This is a genomic window from Saccharopolyspora sp. NPDC002578, from assembly GCF_053592695.1.
The window spans coordinates 142470-161548 of sequence record NZ_JBSFWJ010000004.1; the positions used below are offsets into that span (position 1 = coordinate 142470).

A 19079-nucleotide genomic window follows, 5' to 3' on the forward strand; every position below is an offset into this window, starting at 1 on the left:
TGCGCACAGCGCGTTCTCGGACTGGGCCGTTCGGAGCAGCCCGCGGGACGGGCCGACGTCCAGTAGAACGCCTCCGGCGCGTCCCCGTCGGCGGGCCTCGCCACCGGCGCGGCGGCCGGTGCCGCGCGACGCGCGGAATGGTCGTCGCGGTACCGCGGAGAATGCGCGCGGGAATGCGCGGCGAACGCACTCCGCAATTCACCCGATGGAACTCCGGGAGCGGGGCACTCGTTCCTCCCACCGGCGGAATCCGTTTCTCGAAACCAGTTTCGAATTCGACGCCGGGCGGGTGATCCGGAAACCGCCGATTCCCCGATCCGGCTCCGCGGCGAACCACGTCGAACCCCGTCAGGGTCCCTGACCTGGCCTGCGCGGACGCAGCGCCGCCACCGGCACCGGAGCGGTGCGCCCGCGAGCGAAGGGAAATGCCGGCCATGACCTCGGTCACCCGCACCCCGAAACCCCTACTTGTGGGCGGGGCCGTTCGCGGGTGACGACTGGTCCGTCTCGTGCAACTTCCGGCGGATCGTGGTGCGAACCGCCGATCGTCGTTTAGCGTTCATCTCGCCAGGTCGGTGATTCCGCGGATTTCGGGAGGATCGGTGGAAGAACGACTCGGGCGGGGGGCGGCTCCGGCCGCGAGCACCGCCGGAGCGGCGACGCAGCGGGTGCCGTCGCCATCGGAATTCGACGATCACCTCGGGTCCAGCGGCCCGCGCATCCCGTCCTGAGCTCCGGGCGTGCACGGGCCGTGGCGCGAGCGGCCCGTGCACGTCGCGGCGCACCGATCCGGCCGGATCGCATCGCGCCGCAACGGTCGCACGTCCTCGATGAGCCCCGGAAAAGCTCCACTACCGGCGGTCGGTCTTTGATATACCGGGTGTGATCACTGCTCGCCGAGCCGGGGGATCGCATGCCTGAGATTCGCGTAGCGCTGGAAGCACCGGACATGGCTCCGGAGAGACTCGATCACGCCACCCACTTGATGCAGTTCAACTTGAAGAAGGTCGGCGGCCTGGCCGTGCACCGGGTGCGGGAGGCACCGCCGCCGGACAGCCTCGGCACCGGGGCGCTGATCGCGGAACTGCTGGTAGTCGGCTCGGTGGGCGTGGGCACGGCGAGCACCCTGTCCTCCGTGCTCACCAGCTGGCTCGAATTCCACAGCCACCGGGCGATCACCTTGCGGGCCGGGGACGTGCACCTGCGCGCGGACGCCGACACCGACGGCGAGGAGATCGAATCGGTGCTGCTGCGGATGACCGACGCGAGCGGCGCGTGAGCCGTGACGGCGCGAGGTACGCGCTGCTGGTCGCCACCTCGGAGTACTTCGACCCGCGGCTGCGCGGGCTGCACGCCTCGGAGGAGACCCAGGAGCTCAAGCAGCTGCTCGCCGACCACGACATCGGCCGGTTCGACGTGGTGCACGCCCTCATCAACGAGACGAAGGCGGCGATCGAGCGGGCCATCGAGGAGCTGTTCGCCAAGTGCGAGCCGGGCGACGTGGTGCTGCTCTACATCGCGGGCCACGGCATCAAGAACGACGACAACCAGCTGTTCTTCGCCGCGGGCAACACCGACTTGAACCTGCCCTACTCCACGGCGGTGCCCGCGCAGATCGTGCACCGCATGATCACCGAGTGCCAGGCCGGGTCGAAGGCGGTCGTGCTGGACTGCTGCTACAGCGGCGTGTTCAACGACGGTGCTGTTCCCCGCTCCGGCGACGCGGTGAACCTGGAGGAGCAGCTCGGCGGCGGGCTGTTCACCATGACCGCCAGCAACGAGATCGAGTACGCCTACGAGACCCCGCGGCCTCGGGAGGACCGGCCGCAGCCCGGGTCCACCTTCACCTCGGCGATCATCGAGGCGATGCGCACCGGTGCGCCCGACACCGACCACGACGGCAAGATGACCTTCAACGAGCTCTACAAGTTCGTGCACAAGCGGGTGACGGAGGAAGGCAGGCAGACCCCCACTCGCGGCGGGAACCAGCACGGCGACATGATCTTCTCGTGGGTCCGCGGCGCCCGCTACACCGTGGACCTGCGCCCGGTGCGGATCGGCGAGCTGCTCGCCGATCACCCCAAGGACGGCGACGCGACCTCGCCGGTGCCCATCGGCCGCACCCGGGCGTCGGACCGGCAGTCCGTGGAGCACGTCGAGCTGGACCTGTTCCGGCACAACACGCACGTGGCGGTGGTGGGCCGGATCCACTCCGGGAAATCGACGCTGCTGGAGACCTTGATCTACAGCCTCACCGCGATCAGCGGCGCCGACCAGGTGCAGTTCAAGTGCCTCGACGGCGACGGCAGGCTCGCCGGGCTGGCGCAGGTCTACTCGGCGGGGCACACCGCGGAAGCGGTGATCGAACTGCTCGGCGAGGTCAAAGAGCTGATCGCCCGGCGCCGCGAGCTGTTCGCGGCCGGCATCTCCACCATCGCGCGCTACCGCAGGCTCCGCCGGGAACGTCCCGACCTGTTGGAGGGGTCCGATCACGCCGAGACGTTCCTGATCATCGACGGGTGGGCGTGGTTCGCCGGCCACGTCCCGGACCTGGCCGACGCGGTCATCGAGATCGCCAGCGCGGGGCTGACCTTCGGCGTGCACGTCATCGTCACCGCACGCGGCTGGTCGGAGCTGCCCGACGAACTGGTGGACCTGATCTCCGGCCGGATCGAGCTGTCCTTGCCGGACCCGGCCGAGTCCAAGCTGGACCCGGAGCTCGCGAAGCTGCTGCCCACCGAGGGGTGGGCGCAGCACGAGGGACGCGCGTTCCAGATCGCCCAGCCGCACTTCGACGAGTCCCCCGACGACATCGCGGGGCTGGTGGCCGCGCTGTCCGGCACCGCCGAGCCGGAGGCCGCACCGCCGCCCGCGCCCTCGTCCAGCGGCGCGCTCGGTCTCTTCCCGCTGCTGGGCCGCCCCGACGTGACCGCGTTCGACCCGAGCGAGACCTGGCGCCCCCGGCTGATCGAGCAGCGCTACCAGGCCGTCATCGGCGCCTGGGACGACACCCCGATCACTCTCGACCTCAAGGACGCCGCCAAGGGCGGCATGGGGCCGCACGGGCTCTGCGTCGGCGACGCCGGATCCGGCAAGTCGGAGTTCCTGCGGACCTTGGTGCTGTCGCTGATGGCCACGCACTCCCCCGAAGAGGTCAACTTCGTGCTCGTCGACTGGGCGGGTGACGGGACCTTCGCGGACTTCCGGGACGCCCCGCACGTCTCGGGGATCATCCCCACCCTGCGCGAGGATCCGCGGCTGGTCGCTCGCATGGGGGAAGCCCTGTCCGGTGAGATCCAGCGCCGCCAGGCGCTGCTGGGCAAGGTGCGGGCGCGCAACGTCTGGGAGTACCGGACCGAACGCGTCGAGCAGGACCTGCCCGCGCTGCCGATGCTGCTGGTGGTGATCGACGAGTTCACCGAGCTGCTCCACGAACAGCCCGAGCTGGCCGACCTGTTCGCGATGATCGGCCGGATGGGCCGTTCGCTGCAGGTGCAGCTGCTGCTGTCCGGGCGCCGCGTCGAGGAGTCCGCGCTGCGCGGCCTGGACGGGCACCTGACGTACCGGATCGCGCTGCGGACGCTCAACGCCGCCGATTCCCGCGCCGCGATCGGCGAGGGCGACGCCGCGGAGCTCCCCGACACCGGTGGTCACGGCTACCTCCGGCACGCGGCCGGGGTGCACCGGTTCCGCGCCGCCTACGTCTCCGGTCCCGCGCACGGCGATCAGCGCACCGGGGCGGAGTCGCGCAGCGAGCTGCGGCTCGCGGTGCGCCGGATGCGCGGCACCGGCCCGACCGCGAAACCGATCTGGCTGCCCCCGCTGCGGGAACCCCCGACGCTGGAGAAGCTGCTGCCACCGCTCGCCGAACGGCGTCGCGGACCGCGGCTGCGCACGCCGATCGGCGTCGTCGACATGCCGTACGAGCACAAGCAGGAGACGGTGCGGGTCGACCTGTCCGGGGGTTCCGGGCACGTGGCCGTCGTCGGGTCGCCCGGTTCCGGGAAGTCGGCCGCGGTGCGCACCTTGCTGCTGTCGCTGGCCCAGACCCACACCCCGGAGGAGGTGCAGTTCTACTGCATCGACCTGGGCGGCGGCCGCCTGCGCGCGGTGCGCGACCTGCCGCACGTCGGCGCCGTCTCCGGGCGCGACGCCCCGGACGTGCTGCGCCGCACCATCGCCGAGCTGCGTGTCCTGCTGGCCTGGCGGGAGGCCCGCTTCATCGACCGCGGCATCGACTCGATGGAGACCTACCGCGATCAGCGCCGCCGCGGCGAAGGGCTCGACGATGATTCTTACGGGGACGTCTTCCTGATCATCGACGGCTGGGCTGCGCTGCAGGACGAGTTCGACGGCGCGGACCGGGACGTGGTCAACCTCGCTTCCCAGGGCCTCGGTTTCGGGCTGCACGTGGTCGTCACCGCGGACCGGTGGTCGGAGTTCCGGCCCGCGCTCAAGGATCTGCTCGGCACCCGGCTGGAACTGCGCTTGGCGGAACCGGCCGAGTCCGAGATCGACCACGACGCCGCCGAGCGGGTGCCCGACGACGAACCGGGGCGCGGCCTGCACCCGCCGAAGCTGCACATGCTCACCGCGCGCGCCGAGGGCGCCGAGGGCGAGGCCGGGGTCGCGGAGATGGTCGACAAGCTCCGCGACGGCTGGCCCGGCGCCCGCGCGCCCAGGGTCCGCCTGCTCCCGCTGCACTTGCCCTACGAGCAGCTGCCCGTCCCGGAGCGGCAGTCCCGGCCGGGTCTCGTGCCGATCGGCGTGAACGAGGACGGCATGGAGCCGATCCACCTGGATTTCCGGGCGGAACCGCACTTCTACGCCTTCGGCGAGGCGGCGGCGGGCAAGACCTCGTTGCTGCGCACCGTGATCCGCGGCATCACGACCCGCTACACCCCGAAGCAGGCCATGATCGTGCTGATCGACGTGCGGCGCGGTCTGCTCGGCTTCCCGAAGAGCCCGTACCTGGTGGAGCACGCGGTCAGCACCGACCAGCTGCGGGCCGCGGTCCGGGACTTGGCGGCGACGGTGCGCGACCGGCTGCCCGGTCCGGGCGTCGTGCGCGAGCGGTCGCGCACGCACCCGTGGTGGACGGGACCGGAGCTGTTCGTCGTGGTCGACGACTACGAACTCGTCTCCGCTCCGGGCGACAACGCGCTGGCGCCGCTGTCCGAGTTCGTGGCGCAGGCCTCCGCGGTGGGCCTGCACCTGGTGCTGGCCCGCGATTCGGCCCGCGCGAACCGCGCGCTGCACGACCCGATCATCGGCAGGATGCGCGAGATCTCCACTCCGGGCCTGCTCATGAGCGCCGACGCCGCCGAGGGCAGGCTCATCGGCAACGTCACCGCGAGCACGCTTCCGCCCGGCCGCGGCACCCTGGTCAGCCGTTCCCTCCGCAGCGGACCTCAGCAGATCCAGATCGCCCACATCCGGCCGGAATGACTCCGCCCCGGATGGCCGGGTGCGATCCCGGCGGTCACTTCACCTGCAGCACCTGTCCGGGCGCCGGGTTCGGCGACAGCGGAATGCGGTAGCGCAAGGTCAGGTAGTCGGCGATGTCGTGGAACAGCGGTGCCGACGACTTCGATTCCGGCGTGCCGCTCTTCGGCGCGTCCAGCATCAGCCCCACCACGAACCGCGGGTTGTCGGCGGGGACGATCCCGGCGAACGTGATCCAGTAGGTGCTGTTGCTGTAGCACTTGCAGGTCGGGTCGATCTGCTGCGCGGTGCCGGTCTTGCCGGAGATCTGGTAGCCCTCCAGCGCCGCGTCCGCGCCGGTGCCCTGCTGCGGTTCCTCCTGGACGACGGCGCGCAGCATGTCCTTCACGGTGTGCGCGGTCTCCGGGTTGACCACCCGCACGCCTTCGGGTCGGGGGCGTTCCACGCGCTCGCCGTCCGGCCCGGTCTCGGCCGCGATCACCCGCGGTGGCACGCGCACGCCGTCGTTGGCGATGGCCTGGTACATGCTGGCCATCTGCAGGACGGTCATGGACAGGCCCTGCCCGATGGGCAGGTTCGCGAACGTGCTGCCGGACCAGTCCTTGCGCGGCGGCACGAAACCGGCGCTCTCCCCCGGCAGTCCGATGCCGGTGGTCTCGCCGAGCCCGAACTTGTGCACCAGGTCGTTGAACCGGTCTTCGCCGAGCCGCTGCGCCGTCATCAGGGTGCCGACGTTGGAGGACTTGCCGAGCACGCCGGTGAAGGTCAGCGGCACCGTGCCGTGCGACCACGCGTCGCGGACGGTCCGGTCGGCCACCTTGATGCTGCCCGGCACCTGCAGCACGGTCTCCGGGCGCAGCAGGCCGTCCTCGATCGCCCCGGCGGCGGTGATCACCTTGTTCACCGAGCCAGGTTCGAACGGGTTGGTCACCGCCGGGTTGCCCAGGCCGTCCGGTCCCCAGGACGGCGAGTTCGGGTCGAAGGACTTGTCGTTGGCCAGCGCGTACACCTCACCGGTGTGCGCGTCGAGCACCACCGCTCCCGCGCTGCGCGCTCCGGCTTTGCGGGCGTAGTCGGAGAGCTTGTTCTGCACCATGTACTGCAGGTCGGAGTCCAGCGTCAGCTCCACGTCGGAGCCGGGCACGGCCGGTTCCAGCTCCCGTTCGGTGCCGGGGATGACGAGGTCGCTGCCCATCGCGGTGTCCGAGACCTTCTTGCCGTCGGTGCCCGCGAGCAGCTTGTCCATCGAGCTCTCCAGCCCGAGGCGGCCTTCGATCTTGCGCGCGTCCTGGCTCCACCGCGCCCCGCCGAGCACGTTCGCCCCGTTCTCGCCCGCCGGGTATTCGCGGGTGGCCCGGTACTCCTCGCCGATCTGCGGGTACTTCTCGGTGATCGTGCGGGCGAGCGCGGGTTCGATCAGCGGGCCGATCGTGGTGTAGGTCGACTTCGAGAACAGCGCCGCGAGCACGTCCTGCTCGGCGACGCGGTTGCCGAGGGTCTTCGTGATGAACCGCGCGATCTCCCGCTTGTACTGGTCCGAGGTGGGTTCCGAGGGATCTTCGGCGTGCGCCTTGTCCTGCTCGTCGGCGAGCCGCGTCGGCGTCGCGTAGAGCTGGCGGGCCTCGCTGCTGAACGCGAGCACGTTGCCGCTGCGGTCGGTGAAGGAACCGCGTTCGGCGGGGATCGCGTCGTTGGTGAAGCGCTGCTGAGCCGCCGCGGCGGCCAGGTCCTGCGCGTCGAAACCCTGCACCATGATCAATTTGGTGCCGGTGAGCACCAGTGCCACGACCAGTAACAACCGGCCGATGCGCAACCGCCTGGCGCTCCCGGCCACGTCGGTGCGCGCGGTCCGCCTCCCCCCGGCGGTCCGCGTCCCCCTGCGCACCATCAGTCCCCCTCCACCGCCGGAATCAGCGCGGCCTGTCGCTGCGGCGCCGGATCTTGCGCTCCGGGCGCCGGGTTCTGCTCGACCGGTTTCGGCGGTGTCGCCGGCCCGGTCGCGGCCTGCGGCTCACCGATCACGTGGACCGAGCCGTCGGGGTGCGTCACCAGGTGCGCGGGCGGTCCGGGCGGCGCCACCATGCCGAGCTCCGTCGCCTTGCGCTCCAGCGCGGGCGTGGAGTCGAGGTTGCTGACCTCGCGCAGCAGCTGCTCGCGGTGCTCGTTGAGCGCGGTGACCTCTTGTTCCGCCTGCTGCAGGCGGTACGAGCCGCCGACGGCGGCGATCGACAGCGACAGCGTCGCCACCAGCCCGACGCCGAGCAGGCCCATCACGGCGACCACCAGCGGGGCTCGCGACGTGGCGACCTTCGCCTGCAGCTGCCGGGCTCGCGGGCGCACCGCGGCCAGCCGCCACTGGCGGGGCTGGCGCTGCTCGGCCGCCTGGCGCTGGCGTCGCGGCCTGCGCTCCACGGTCTCCCTGGCGGAGCGGTCCCGCCGTTCCTCGCGGCGCGCGTAGGCGCGCTCGGCCGTCGCGGACCGGGTCCGCGCCTTCGAGGTCTGGGACTTCTTCTGCGGCTGCGCCTTCTTCGCCGGCTGGGTCTTGGTGGCCTGGTTCTTCGCCGCCCGGGTCGTCGTCGTCTTCGACTTCGTCGCGGAGTTCGACCGCTTGGCCGGGTCCTTCTTCTCCGCGGTGCCGGTGCGCGCTGCGGGCTTCTTGGCGCGTGCGGGTGCCGTCATGCCGCCTCCTTGATCCGTTCGGCGGCGCGCAGCCGCACCGAGGCGGCCCGCGGGTTGTCCGCCGTTTCCCGTTCACCGGCGAGTTCGGCGCCGCGGGTGAGCAGCCTCAGTTCGGGACCGTGGCCCGGCAGTTCCACCGGGAGGTCGACCGGGGTGCGTGACTTCGCGCGTTCGGCCAGTTCGCGCTTGACGATGCGGTCCTCCAGCGAGTGGTACGACAGCACCACGATCCGCCCGCCGGTCGCGAGCGAGTCCAGCGCCGCGGGCATCGCCCTGCCCAGCACGTCGAGCTCGGCGTTGACCTCGATCCGCAGTGCTTGGAAGGTGCGCTTCGCGGGATGCCCGCCGGTGCGGCGGCTGGCCGCGGGCACCGTGTCGTAGAGCATCCGCACCAGGCGGTCGCTGTGGTCGAAGGGCTCCTTGGCGCGTTCCCGCACGATCGCGTTCGCGATCTTCGAGGCGAACCGCTCCTCCCCGTACTGGCGCAGGATCCGCGCCAGCTCGCCGGGCGAGTAGGTGTTGAGCACCTCGGCCGCGGTGCGCTCGGCACCGGGGTCCATCCGCATGTCCAGCGGCGCGTCCTGCGAGTAGGCGAAACCGCGATCGGCCTCGTCCAGCTGCAACGACGACACCCCGAGGTCGAACAGCGCACCGTCCACAGTGGGCAGTTCGAGGTCGGCGAGCACGTCGGCCCACTCGTCGTAGATCGCGTGCACCAGGTGCAGCCGGTCCCGGAAGGGGGCGAGCCGCTGCCCCGCGAGCCGCAGGGCCTCCGGGTCCCGGTCCAGCCCGACGAGCGTCAGCTGCGGGTGCGCCCGCAACAGCGCTTCCGCGTGGCCGCCCATGCCGAGCGTGGCGTCCACCACGACCGCCGGGCCGCCGCTGAGCGCGGGCGCCAGCAGTTCCAGCGTCCGATCCAGCGCCACCGGAACGTGCCGGTCCTGGGCAGAACCCCGCTCGGCGTCTCCTGGCGAGTCCTCCTGCGCCACGGCGGTTCCTCCCTCCCGCAAACCGGTCACTGCTGCCGTGCTCCTCTGTGTTCTCGTGTCGTTGTCGGTTCGTCCGGGTCCGCTGGACCCGATCGCCACCACCTGCCGCGACTCCACCGCGATGGGCGAACCCACCACCGCGCGAGTCCACGGAGGACGAACGCCGTCCCGGCCGTCCGCGACCCGGGCGCCGCCGCCCGGACGGGCCCGTCGCCGCGGCCCGCGCACGTCCGGAGTTCCGCACCCGGCTCGCCGAACCGCGCGAGATCCACCGCTCCTGGTGACCTCAGGTCCCAGTCCGCTCGGGGTGTTCTGGTGCCGGGGAAGGTGCACCAGGACACGTGAGCGGACCGAGGCCTCACGCCACCGGGACCGCTAGAAGACTCCGGGCAGGACCTCCTCCCGGGCCTGCGCGTAGCTCTCCTCGTGCTCGTCGAGGTAGCTCTGCCAGCTCTCGGCGTTCCAGATCTCCAGCCGGTTGATCGCGCCGATCACCACGCAGTCCTTCTCCAGGCCCGCGTAGCGGCGCAGTTCGGCGGTGATCGGGATCCGGCCCTGTCCGTCCGGCCGCTGCTCGTCGGTGCCCGCGAACAGGTACCGCTGGTAGGCGCGGACGGATTCGTTGGTCAGCGGAGCCTCGGCGACCTTGCGGGCCATCTGCTCGAACTCGGCGCGCGGGAAGACGTAGAGGCAGTGGTCCTGTCCTTTGGTGACCATCAGCCCCCCTGCCAGTGCGTCCCGGAACTTCGCCGGCAGCGTCAGACGACCTTTGTCGTCGAGCTTGGGGTTGTGGGTACCGAGGAACATCCCGGTCCACCTCCCCCCTCGGGCCTGCGGCCCGACGACTCCACCTCGACGGGAGACCGGCGATGCCGACCACCCCGCACTCCCCGGAGCCGGGCGGGACCCCCGTCTGCCCCACCGAGCGCCACAGTACCCCACTTCACTCCACCGTCAACCTGGAACGCCGTCCGACGCGCCACGGCGTGTCGGACGTTTGCCCAGCTAGGGGGCCTCTGAAGGAAAGCCCGCGGAGGTGGGGGACGGGTGGGGGACGAGTGGGGACGCCGGCCGGAAACGACCTCCCGGCGGCCGCCGATCATGCCGGGGAGCACTCCGGGCCGCCTTCGGGCGCCGCCGCGGGTCCGCGGTGGGGGAAGGTGGGGAACGCCCCAGGACACCGGCACCGGTACGGCGGCCGCCTGCGGTTTGGCACACTGCAAAGGCACCTGAGCGCGCGATCGCCGACCACACGACCGCCGATCGCCGGTCGACGGGCGCCGGCAGCGACGTCAACGCGGACGCGGCGTGCCGCTGCGCTCGGAGGAACACCTGGAGGTTGCGTGACGCCCAACATGCCCACGTCCGGCACTGCGTTCGCCGGTGGCGGGCACGCCGACGCCGTGACCCGCGGCAACGGCGGGCACGTGCGGGAGACCGAGCCCGCGACGATCGCCACGCTGCACGGCACCGTGCAGCGGATCGCGGCCAACGTCGAGCAGGTCCTCGTCGGCAAGCCCGAGGTGGTGCGGATCGCACTGGTCACCCTGCTCGCGGAAGGCCACCTCCTGGTGGAGGACGTGCCGGGCGTGGGCAAGACCTCGCTCGCGAAGGCTCTCGCCCGCTCCATCGACTGCACCGTGAACCGGATCCAGTTCACCCCGGACCTGCTGCCCAGCGACATCACCGGTGTCTCGCTCTACAACCGGCAGGCCGAGAGCTTCGAGTTCCGGCCCGGCCCGGTGTTCGCGAACATCGTCGTCGGCGACGAGATCAACCGCGCGTCCCCGAAGACCCAGTCCGCCCTGCTGGAGTGCATGGAGGAGGACCAGGTCACGGTCGACGGCGAGACCTACGCGCTGGACGCGCCGTTCATGGTGATCGCCACCCAGAACCCGATCGAGATGGAAGGCACCTACGCGCTGCCCGAGGCGCAGCGCGACCGGTTCACCGCGCGGGTGTCCATCGGCTATCCCGATCCGCAGGCGGAACTGGCGATGGTCGACGAGCACACCGGCCGCGAACCGATGGAGCAGCTGCGCCCCGTCGCCGACGCCGACCAGATCCGCGCGCTGCTGCGCGCGGTGCGCGGGGTGCACGTGAGCACCGAGCTGCGCCGCTACGTGATCGACCTGGTCACCGCCACCCGCACCTTGCCGGAGCTGCGGCTCGGCGCCTCCCCCCGGTCCACGTTGCAGCTGGTGCGCGCGGCCCGCGCGCAGGCCGCGCTGTCCGGGCGGGACTACGTGATCCCGGACGACGTGCAGAACGTCGCGGTACCGGTCCTGGCGCACCGGCTGGTGCTGACCAGCGAGGCGCGGGCGACTCGTCGTTCCGCGTCCGACCTGGTGGGGTCGCTGCTGCGCCGGGTCGAGGTGCCGCGCGGCGACACCGGGCCCCGGCGGTAGGCCCGTGCTGTCCGGCCTGACCGTCCGGGGCCGCTGCCTGCTCGCCGCGGGCGTGGCCGCGGCGGTGTGCTCGCTCGTGCTCGACGAACGGGACCTCCTGCGGATCGCGGCGTTCGTGGTGGTGCTGCCGCTGCTGGCGCTGCTGCTGGCGAGCCGGGCGCGGCACGGGGTGCGCGTCCGGCGGGAGGTGCTGCCGGGGCGGGTCCCGGTCGGCGGGAACGTCGCGGTGCGCCTGCACGTCACGGGCTCCGGCGGGGTGCCGGTCGGCGGGCTGCTGCTGGAGGACGGCGTGCCGCACGCGCTCGGCGGTCGGCCGCGGTTCCGGCTGGACCACGTGCGCCGGTCGGGCGCGGTGCTGGAGTACCCGGCGAGCCCGGGGCTGCGCGGAATCCACCAGATCGGCCCGTTGCGCACCCGGATCGGCGATCCGTTCGGCCTCACCGAGTTCGAGCACGAACTGGCCGGCCGCAGCCGTCTGGTGGCGGTGCCGAAGGTGGTGCCGCTGGGCGGGTTGCCCGCCGGTTCAGGTCTCGGCACCGGGGAGGACGGGTCGACGCGGCTGCGGGCCGGGCACGGCGACGACGACACGATGGTCCGCGAGTACCGGCACGGCGACGACATCCGGCGCGTGCACTGGAAGAGCACCGCGAAGCGGGACGAGCTGATGGTGCGCGTCGAGGAGCGGCCGTGGCACGGCGGCGTGACGGTGCTGCTCGACCGGCGGTCCGCCGCGCACCGCGGGACGGGCGCGGCGGCGAGCTTGGAGTGGGCGGTCTCGGCCGCCGCCAGCATCTGCGCGCACCTGCACGCGAACGGCCAGCAGGTCCGGCTGGTCACGGAGGACGCCGCGACGCTCAGCGGCGGCCCCGGCCCGTTCGACGGCGGCCAGGACGATTCGGCGATGCTGGACGCGCTGGCGGCGGTGCGCCCGTCGGCGCAGCGCGACCTGGTGTGCCCGCAGGATCCGGGCAGCGGTCAGGAACTGATCGCGGTGCTGGGCGCCACGACCACCGCCGGTGTGCAGGAGCTGACCCGGCTGCGCCCGGAGCGGGCGCGCAGCCTCGCGCTGCTGCTGGACGTGCGCACGTGGGCCGGTGATCCGTCCGATGGTTCGTTCGCGCCGCAGCGCACCGCGGAGCGGTTGCGCGCTTCCGGCTGGACCGTGGTCGTCGTCGACGGGCCGCGGTCGTCGCTGGCGGGCGCGTGGGGCAGGTTGTGCCAGGCGGCGCCGGTCGGCACCGCCGGTTCGGGGGCGATGTCGTGAGCACTCGGGTTCGTCCGGCGAGCACGACGGCGGTGTCGACGCTGGCCGCCGTGGTGGCGACGCTGACCGCGTCGACCGCGTTCACCGGCATCCTCGGCGACGGCCGCTGGATCGTCCCGGCGGTGCTGGCGGTCGTCGTGGTCGGCGGCACCGGTCTGCTGGGGCGCACGTTGCGCTGGTGGACGCCGCTGATCTTGCCCGCGCAGGCGGCCGTGCTGGCGATGCTGCTGTCGGCGCTGTTCACCGGGCAGGCGCTGCTGGGGTTCCTGCCGGGTTCGGGTGCGCTCGGCGAGCTGTCCGGGTTGCTCGGTCAGGCGATGACGGTGGCGCGGGAGGGCGTTCCGCCCGTTCCGGTGGAGCTCCCGCTGCAGGTGCTGATCTGCCTCGGACTGGGCGTGGTGGCGCTGCTGGTCGACGTGATCGCGGTGAGCGCGGGCGTGCCCGCCGTCGCGGGGCTGGTGCTGCTGTGCGTGGTGGCGATCCCCGCGTCGCTGGCGCCGAACATGCTGCCGTGGTGGACGTTCGTGGCAGGCGCCGCGGGTTTCGCGTTGCTGCTGGCGTGCTCCGGCAGGCATCGCCACGGCAGCGGCGGCCGGGAGGAACTGGGCCGCCGGGGCGTGGCGCTGGCCGCCGCGGCCGGGGTGGTCTCCCTGCTCACGGGTGTCGTGTTCACCGGGGTGGGCACCGAGGGCCGGTTGCCGGGTGGCGCCGCCACGGGTTACGGGTCGGGCACCGGCGGCATCGGGTTGCGGCCGTTCACGTCGCTGCGCGGCCAGCTCGACCGGGACAGCCCGGTCGACCTGTTCCGGGTGCGGGGGTTGCCGGAGCCCACGTACCTGCGGGCGATGACGTTGCAGCACTTCGACCCGGGCCGCGGGTGGGAGCTCGGCACGCTCAACGCCGGGGTGGACGCCCGCGAGCCGCTGCCGCTGCCGACGGGCACGAACACGCTGGCGCAGGGCCCGACGGCCACGGTGAACATCGATCCCGTCGGCTACCGCGATCCGTGGCTGCCGATCTTCGGCCTGCCGCGGTCCGTGGACGGGATGGGTGATCAGTGGCGCTACGACCCGGGCAGCGGTGTCGTGTTCACCCAGACCCGCCAGGAGAGCAGGCCGTACGTGGAGACGGTCACGTTGCCGTCCCCCACTCCGCAGCAGCTGCGCGAGGCGAACGGCCCGGTGGACGTGGCCCCGGAGTACTTGAACACCGATGGCGTGTCGCCGCGCATCGCGGAGCTGTCCCAGCGGCTCACCGCGGACGCGCCGACCGACTTCGACAAGGCCGTGGCGCTGCAGCGGTTCTTCACGGACCGTTCGAACGGGTTCCGGTACGACCTGAGCACGGGCCCGTCGACGAGCGGGAACGCCTTGGAGGACTTCCTGTTCCGCGGCAAGCGGGGCTTCTGCGAGCAGTTCGCCTCGTCGATGGGCGTGCTGCTGCGCTCGGCGGGAGTGCCCGCTCGGGTCGCGGTCGGGTTCACCTCCGGCTACCGCGACGGGGACGAGCGCGTGATCAGCACGAACGACGCGCACGCCTGGGTGGAGGCGTACTTCCCGCAATACGGCTGGGTCACGTTCGACCCGACTCCGCTGGCCGATGGCCGCACGGCGCTGCCCGAGTACTTGAACCCGCCCGCCCCCGCTCCCGCTCCGACGCCGGATTCGGGCGAGCAGCAGCAGCCGACGGAGTCCACCGCTCCCCAGCCGGAGGCCCCCGTCCCCGGTGACGCCGAGCAGGCCCCGGCTCCTGAGGCGCCGCGGCCTGGTTCCGGTGGTGCGTGGGTCGCGACGGGTCTCGTCCTGCTGGCGGCGCTGCTGCTGGGCATGGCGCCCGCGGTGCTGCGCGAGATCAGGCGCAGGCGGCGGCTGACCGCGATCCGCGCGGACGCGCCCGGCGCCGCGGGCTCGGCTTGGCGAGAGCTGCTGGACGAGTTCACCGACCGAGGCGGCGCCCCCGCTGACACCTCCGCGACGGTGCGCTCCACGGCGGCGACCATCATCACCACCCACGACCTGGACGAGGACGCCGCCCGAGCGGTCCACGACCTGGTCACGGCGGTGGAACGAGAGTGGTACGCCCCCACCGGCCACACCACGACCACGATGGCACCACCCCCCGCCGACACCCTCGCCCGAGCCCTCAGCGCCCTCCAGCACCGGTCTCCCCTGACCTGGCGCCAACGCCTCCTCCCCCGCTCAGTGCTCCCCCACCGCCCCGGCCAGCAAGACACAACCCCCTGACACCACCCGGAGCACACAACCGCCCAGCTGAGCGACCGAAGTCGGCTCACCGGGAAGAAAACCCCAGGCCAAGAGCCCGCGCAGCAACCGGCGAAGCCCATCAGCAAGGCTGCCCAGCACCAGAAGGCGGCACCTCGACCGGCAAAGCCACACAGCAGGCAAGCAAAGCCCCACCGAAGGCAACACCCAGCGGCGAAGCCGCGCCTGCCTGGCGGCCGAAGGCCGTACCTAGCGGCGAAGCCGCGCCTGCCTGGCGGCCGAAGGCCGTACCTAGCGGCGAAGCCGCGCCTGCCTGGCGGCCGAAGGCCGTACCTGTATTCGCGCAGCGAATAGCCCACGTCCAAAAGCCCTCACCCGCGGGTTCTCAGCTGCTTCCTCGCGAGGACAGCTTTTCCCTCGTGGCGGAGCCACTCGGGAAAAAGATCCCGCAGCGAGGAAGCAGCTGAGGTTCCGCCACCCGGACACCAAAGCAAAACGAGCCGTGGAAGCAATCCCTAAAGCCGACCTTCCACCGCACCACAGCAACCACACGCCCAAACCGGGGAAGGCTCTCAAACCCGACCCCACACGCCAAGCCGAACCCGACACCCCAACCCCACGCCAAGCCGAACAAGACTCCAAAGCCCAACAAACCCGGCGACCGAGGGTCACCGGGTTGATGGTGCAAGTGGGCTGTCGTCCGGGGTTACTGCTCGAACCGCTTCCGGAAGCGTTCTTCCATCCGCTGGGCGAACGACCCGCGTTCCCGCGGTTCGGGCTTCTTCCGGTCACCGCCGGAGGAGCCTGCGTTCGCTTCCCCTTCGGATTCCGCTTCTTGGCTGCCACCGCGCATCGCGGACAGCACCAGCACGGCGCCGCCGAACATCACGAGGAAGCCGAACACGCTCACCACGGGGATGTCGGCCGGTTTGAACGGCAGCACCACGCCGAGCACCAGCAGGATCAAACCGAGCGCGAACACGGCGATGCCTTGCAGGCGGCGGCGCCGCGACGGACGGTGCAACCGTCCACCGCGCACGGTGGAGACGAACTTCGGATCCTCGGCGTAGAGCGCGCGCTCGATCTGGTCGAGCAGTCGCTGCTCGTGCTCGGAGAGCGGCATGGCTCCTCCTCCGGCACAGGTAACTCGTGGCGCCGGAGACTCGGAGGCACGCCTCCGAGTGGGAACCCGGCGAACGCTTGGGGGCGTCACCGTCGAGGATACGGTTCCCGCGACGCCACGACTACCCGCAGGGGTCAGGTGACGGATGCAAGGTTGCCGACATCATCCCCTCGGATCAACCGAACGGCCCAACACCTGGGATTCGACCCGGGTCGCCGTCCCGGTTCGCCTCGTCGTCCGGGCCGTTGCGGTCACCCTGGGAGACGTCCGATGGCGTGCAGCCGGGTCGCGATGTCCCGCAGCGGCGGGGTGGCGGCGACCGCGCGTTCGAGTTCGGCGAGCGTGTCGGCGCCTTGCCCTTCGTGGACGGATCCGGGCACCAGGTCGCTGAACACGCCTTGGCCTTGCACGAGGTCCACGACGAGTCCCGCTTCCCGCATGCGCAGCGCGAGTTCGTCTCCGTCGAACCGGCGCAGCACGGTGTCCCCGTCGCCGTCGTGCCTGCCGTCGGGGTCCCGGAACACGTGCAGCGCGTCGGCGGGCCGCCCGGCGAGCGCTCGGGCCAGCACCGCCGCGTAGCGGTTGGACACGAGCACGGACACGGCGCCGCCGGGGGCGGTGGCGGTGACCAGCGAGGCGAGGGAGGCGGCCACGTCGTCGACGTATTCGAGCAGGCCGTGGCCGAGGACCAGGTCGGCGCCGCCGGGCGGCGCGAACGCGTGCAGCGCTTCGGTGTCGCCTTGCAGCGCGGTGATCAGCTGCGCCACTCCGGCGTCGGCGGCGCGGCGTTGCAGGGTGGCCAGCGCGTTCGGGCTGGGGTCGACGACGGTGACCTCGCAGCCCGCGGAGGCCAGCGGTACGGCCCAGACTCCGCTGCCGCCGCCGACGTCCAGGACGCGGGGCGGGCGTCCGTCCCGGCGCGCACGGGCCTCGGTGATCTCTTCTTCCAGCACCCGGTGGACGGCGTCGGATCTCATGGGCAGCAGCGTAATGGCGGGTCAGGCACGGCGACGCACCGGCGGGGCGGGACGCCGGGGCGCAGCAGCACACGAGATCGGGCCTGTTCCGTAGGCTACGGGCGTGCAAACGGTGGCAGTGCTCAGCCTCAAGGGCGGTGTCGGGAAGACGACCGTGGTGCTCGGGCTCGCTTCGGCGGCCATGCGCCGCGGCGCGCGGACCTTGGTGGTCGATCTTGATCCGCAGTGCAACGCGACGGCCGCGCTGGAACCGGACGAGACCCGCCTCGGTCTCAGCGATGTCCTCGCCGACCCGCGGGCGGAGGTGGTGCGTTCGGCGGTCGCTCCCAGCGGGTGGGGCGAGGAGGTCGACGTCCTGGTCGGTTCGGAGGACGCCGAGCTCTACAACGGCGGCCCGGACGACGGCAAGGGCGGCTTGGCGAAGCTCACCGAGGCCTTGTCCGCGCTGGATTCGCTGATCGCCGAGGGTGAGCTGCCGTACCAGCTGGTGCTGCTGGACTGCCCGCCGTCGCTGGGCAGGTTGACCCGGTCGGCGTTGATCGCCGCTGACCGCGCGCTGCTGGTCACCGAGCCGACGATCTTCGCGGTGTCCGGGGTGCAGCGCGCGTTCGAGGCGGTGCAGGCGGAGCGCGCGGCGAACAATCCGCGGCTGCAACCGCTGGGCGTGGTGGTCAACCGGGTGCGACCGCGGTCGCACGAGCACCAGTTCCGCATCGAGGAGTTGCGGGAGATCTTCGGCCCGCTGGTGATGCCGGTGGCGTTGCCGGATCGGCTCGCGGTGCAGCAGGCGCAGGGCGCGTGCCTGCCGATCCACCAGTGGGGCACGCCGGGCGCCCGCGAGGTGGCGTTGGGCTTCAACCTGCTGCTGGCCCGGACGTTGCGCGCGGGCCGGCGCAGGCCGGGCACCGAGCCGGCGCTGGACGATTCGTTCGACGACGATCCCGGCGATCACGACCCGGAGCTCGACGACGGGTCGCTGCCGGGGGCCTGATGCCCGAGGGGGACACGGTGTTCCTGACCTGCCATCGCCTGCACCGGGCGTTGGCGGGCGAAGTGGTGGTGCGCGGCGAGTTCCGCCATCCGCGGCTGGCCGAGGTGGACGTGACCGGCCGGACGGTGCGCGAGGTGCGCCCGGTGGGCAAGCACCTGCTGGTGCGCTTCGAGGGCGGCTGGACGTTGCACAGCCACTTGCGCATGGAGGGTGCTTGGCACTTGTACCCGCCGGGGGCCCGGTGGCGTCGTCCGGCGCACCAGGTCCGCGCGGTGCTCACGGTGGCGCGGTGCAGCGCAGTGGGGTTCGAGCTGCACGAGCTGCGCTGGATCCGCACGGCGGACGAGGGCGAGCTCGTCGGGCACTTGGGGCCGGATCTGCTGGCCGAGGGGTGGGATGCGGCGTCGCACGCCGAGGCGGTGCGCCGCCTCACGGCGGATCCGGCCCGCGAGGTCGGTGCGGCGCTGCTGGACCAGGCGGTGCTGGCGGGCTTGGGCAACATCTACCGCACCGAGGTGTGCTTCTTGCTGCGGCGAGCGCCGTCGACGCCGGTGGCCGAGATCGACGCGGACCGGGCGGTGCTGCTGAGCCGTCGCCTGCTGCTGCGCAACGCTTGGCACCCGGAGCAGTCCACGACCGGCGATCCGCGCCGCGACGCCCGCCACTGGGTGTACGGCCGCCGCCACTGCCTGCGCTGCGGCGGCCCGGTCACCCGAGACGCACCCCCCGGCGACCGGATCACCTACCACTGCCCCCACTGCCAACCGTGAGTTCCGGACCGGCCAGCGCGCCCAGTCACGACCAGCCGGGTTCGTCCTCGTCCTGTCAGCGGCGAAGCCGCTGAGCAGCGACCAGCTTGAGCAGGCCGAACACCCGCGGGTTCTCAGTCGTCTTCTCGCGAGGACGGCTTTTTCCCTCGTGGCGGAGCCACTCGGGAAAAAGATCCCGCAGCGAGAGAACGCTGAAGTTCCGCCACCCGAC

At 72.1% G+C, this 19079-nt stretch carries 13 protein-coding genes; 7 read left to right on the forward strand and 6 right to left on the reverse strand.

Annotation, left to right across the window (positions count from 1 at the left end):
- Positions 1-913 precede the first annotated feature (913 nt).
- Positions 914-1279 (forward strand): hypothetical protein, encoded by a 366-nt coding sequence (locus ACWD38_RS03985; protein ID WP_184481374.1) that lies wholly within the window; start codon positions 914-916, stop codon positions 1277-1279.
- Positions 1276-5448: a type VII secretion protein EccCb gene (eccCb, locus tag ACWD38_RS03990; protein ID WP_450123311.1), complete on the forward strand. Its 4173-nt coding sequence runs from the start codon at positions 1276-1278 to the stop codon at positions 5446-5448. The genes ACWD38_RS03985 and eccCb overlap by 4 nt, the downstream gene beginning before the upstream one ends.
- A gap of 34 nt (positions 5449-5482) precedes the next feature.
- Here the strand turns inward: eccCb and ACWD38_RS03995 are convergent, their stop codons facing one another.
- The 4 genes from ACWD38_RS03995 to mraZ form a co-directional block, all read right to left on the reverse strand.
- Positions 5483-7333, reverse strand: coding sequence for a peptidoglycan D,D-transpeptidase FtsI family protein (locus ACWD38_RS03995; protein ID WP_184481378.1), 1851 nt, complete (start codon positions 7331-7333; stop codon positions 5483-5485).
- Entirely contained in the window at positions 7333-8124 is a 792-nt protein-coding gene (locus ACWD38_RS04000) for a hypothetical protein (RefSeq protein ID WP_450123312.1), read from the reverse strand. The genes ACWD38_RS03995 and ACWD38_RS04000 overlap by 1 nt, the downstream gene beginning before the upstream one ends.
- Positions 8121-9113, reverse strand: a complete 993-nt coding sequence (gene rsmH / locus ACWD38_RS04005; protein WP_184481381.1) for a 16S rRNA (cytosine(1402)-N(4))-methyltransferase RsmH — start codon at positions 9111-9113, stop codon at positions 8121-8123. Before rsmH ends, ACWD38_RS04000 begins: the two co-directional genes overlap by 4 nt.
- A 375-nt stretch (positions 9114-9488) precedes the next feature.
- The gene (gene mraZ, locus ACWD38_RS04010) at positions 9489-9920 is read right to left on the reverse strand and encodes a division/cell wall cluster transcriptional repressor MraZ (RefSeq protein WP_184481383.1); all 432 of its coding nucleotides are present in this window, start codon (positions 9918-9920) and stop codon (positions 9489-9491) included.
- Positions 9921-10456: 536 nt separating this feature from the next.
- On the opposite strand from mraZ, the gene ACWD38_RS04015 reads away from it, so the two are divergent.
- From ACWD38_RS04015 to ACWD38_RS04025, 3 genes are read left to right on the forward strand one after another with little or no spacing between them, the layout of a single operon-like run.
- The gene (locus ACWD38_RS04015) at positions 10457-11521 is read left to right on the forward strand and encodes an AAA family ATPase (protein ID WP_343071525.1); all 1065 of its coding nucleotides are present in this window, start codon (positions 10457-10459) and stop codon (positions 11519-11521) included.
- Between the two features lie 4 nt (positions 11522-11525).
- Positions 11526-12785, forward strand: a complete 1260-nt coding sequence (locus tag ACWD38_RS04020; protein WP_184481385.1) for a DUF58 domain-containing protein — start codon at positions 11526-11528, stop codon at positions 12783-12785.
- The gene (locus ACWD38_RS04025; RefSeq protein ID WP_450123313.1) at positions 12782-15028 is read left to right on the forward strand and encodes a transglutaminase family protein; all 2247 of its coding nucleotides are present in this window, start codon (positions 12782-12784) and stop codon (positions 15026-15028) included. The genes ACWD38_RS04020 and ACWD38_RS04025 overlap by 4 nt, the downstream gene beginning before the upstream one ends.
- A gap of 685 nt (positions 15029-15713) precedes the next feature.
- Here ACWD38_RS04025 and ACWD38_RS04030 read toward each other — a convergent pair.
- Together ACWD38_RS04030 and ACWD38_RS04035 are read right to left on the reverse strand one after the other, a co-directional pair.
- The gene (locus tag ACWD38_RS04030; RefSeq protein ID WP_184481389.1) at positions 15714-16130 is read right to left on the reverse strand and encodes a DUF3040 domain-containing protein; all 417 of its coding nucleotides are present in this window, start codon (positions 16128-16130) and stop codon (positions 15714-15716) included.
- Between the two features lie 251 nt (positions 16131-16381).
- Positions 16382-17107, reverse strand: coding sequence for a class I SAM-dependent methyltransferase (locus ACWD38_RS04035; protein ID WP_184481390.1), 726 nt, complete (start codon positions 17105-17107; stop codon positions 16382-16384).
- Between the two features lie 103 nt (positions 17108-17210).
- Between ACWD38_RS04035 and ACWD38_RS04040 the strand changes: the two genes are divergently transcribed.
- Both ACWD38_RS04040 and ACWD38_RS04045 read left to right on the forward strand, forming a co-directional pair.
- Positions 17211-18098, forward strand: a complete 888-nt coding sequence (locus tag ACWD38_RS04040; RefSeq protein ID WP_184481392.1) for an AAA family ATPase — start codon at positions 17211-17213, stop codon at positions 18096-18098.
- Positions 18098-18868, forward strand: a complete 771-nt coding sequence (locus ACWD38_RS04045) for a DNA-formamidopyrimidine glycosylase family protein (RefSeq protein WP_450123314.1) — start codon at positions 18098-18100, stop codon at positions 18866-18868. The genes ACWD38_RS04040 and ACWD38_RS04045 overlap by 1 nt, the downstream gene beginning before the upstream one ends.
- The last annotated feature ends 211 nt before the right edge of the window (positions 18869-19079 follow it).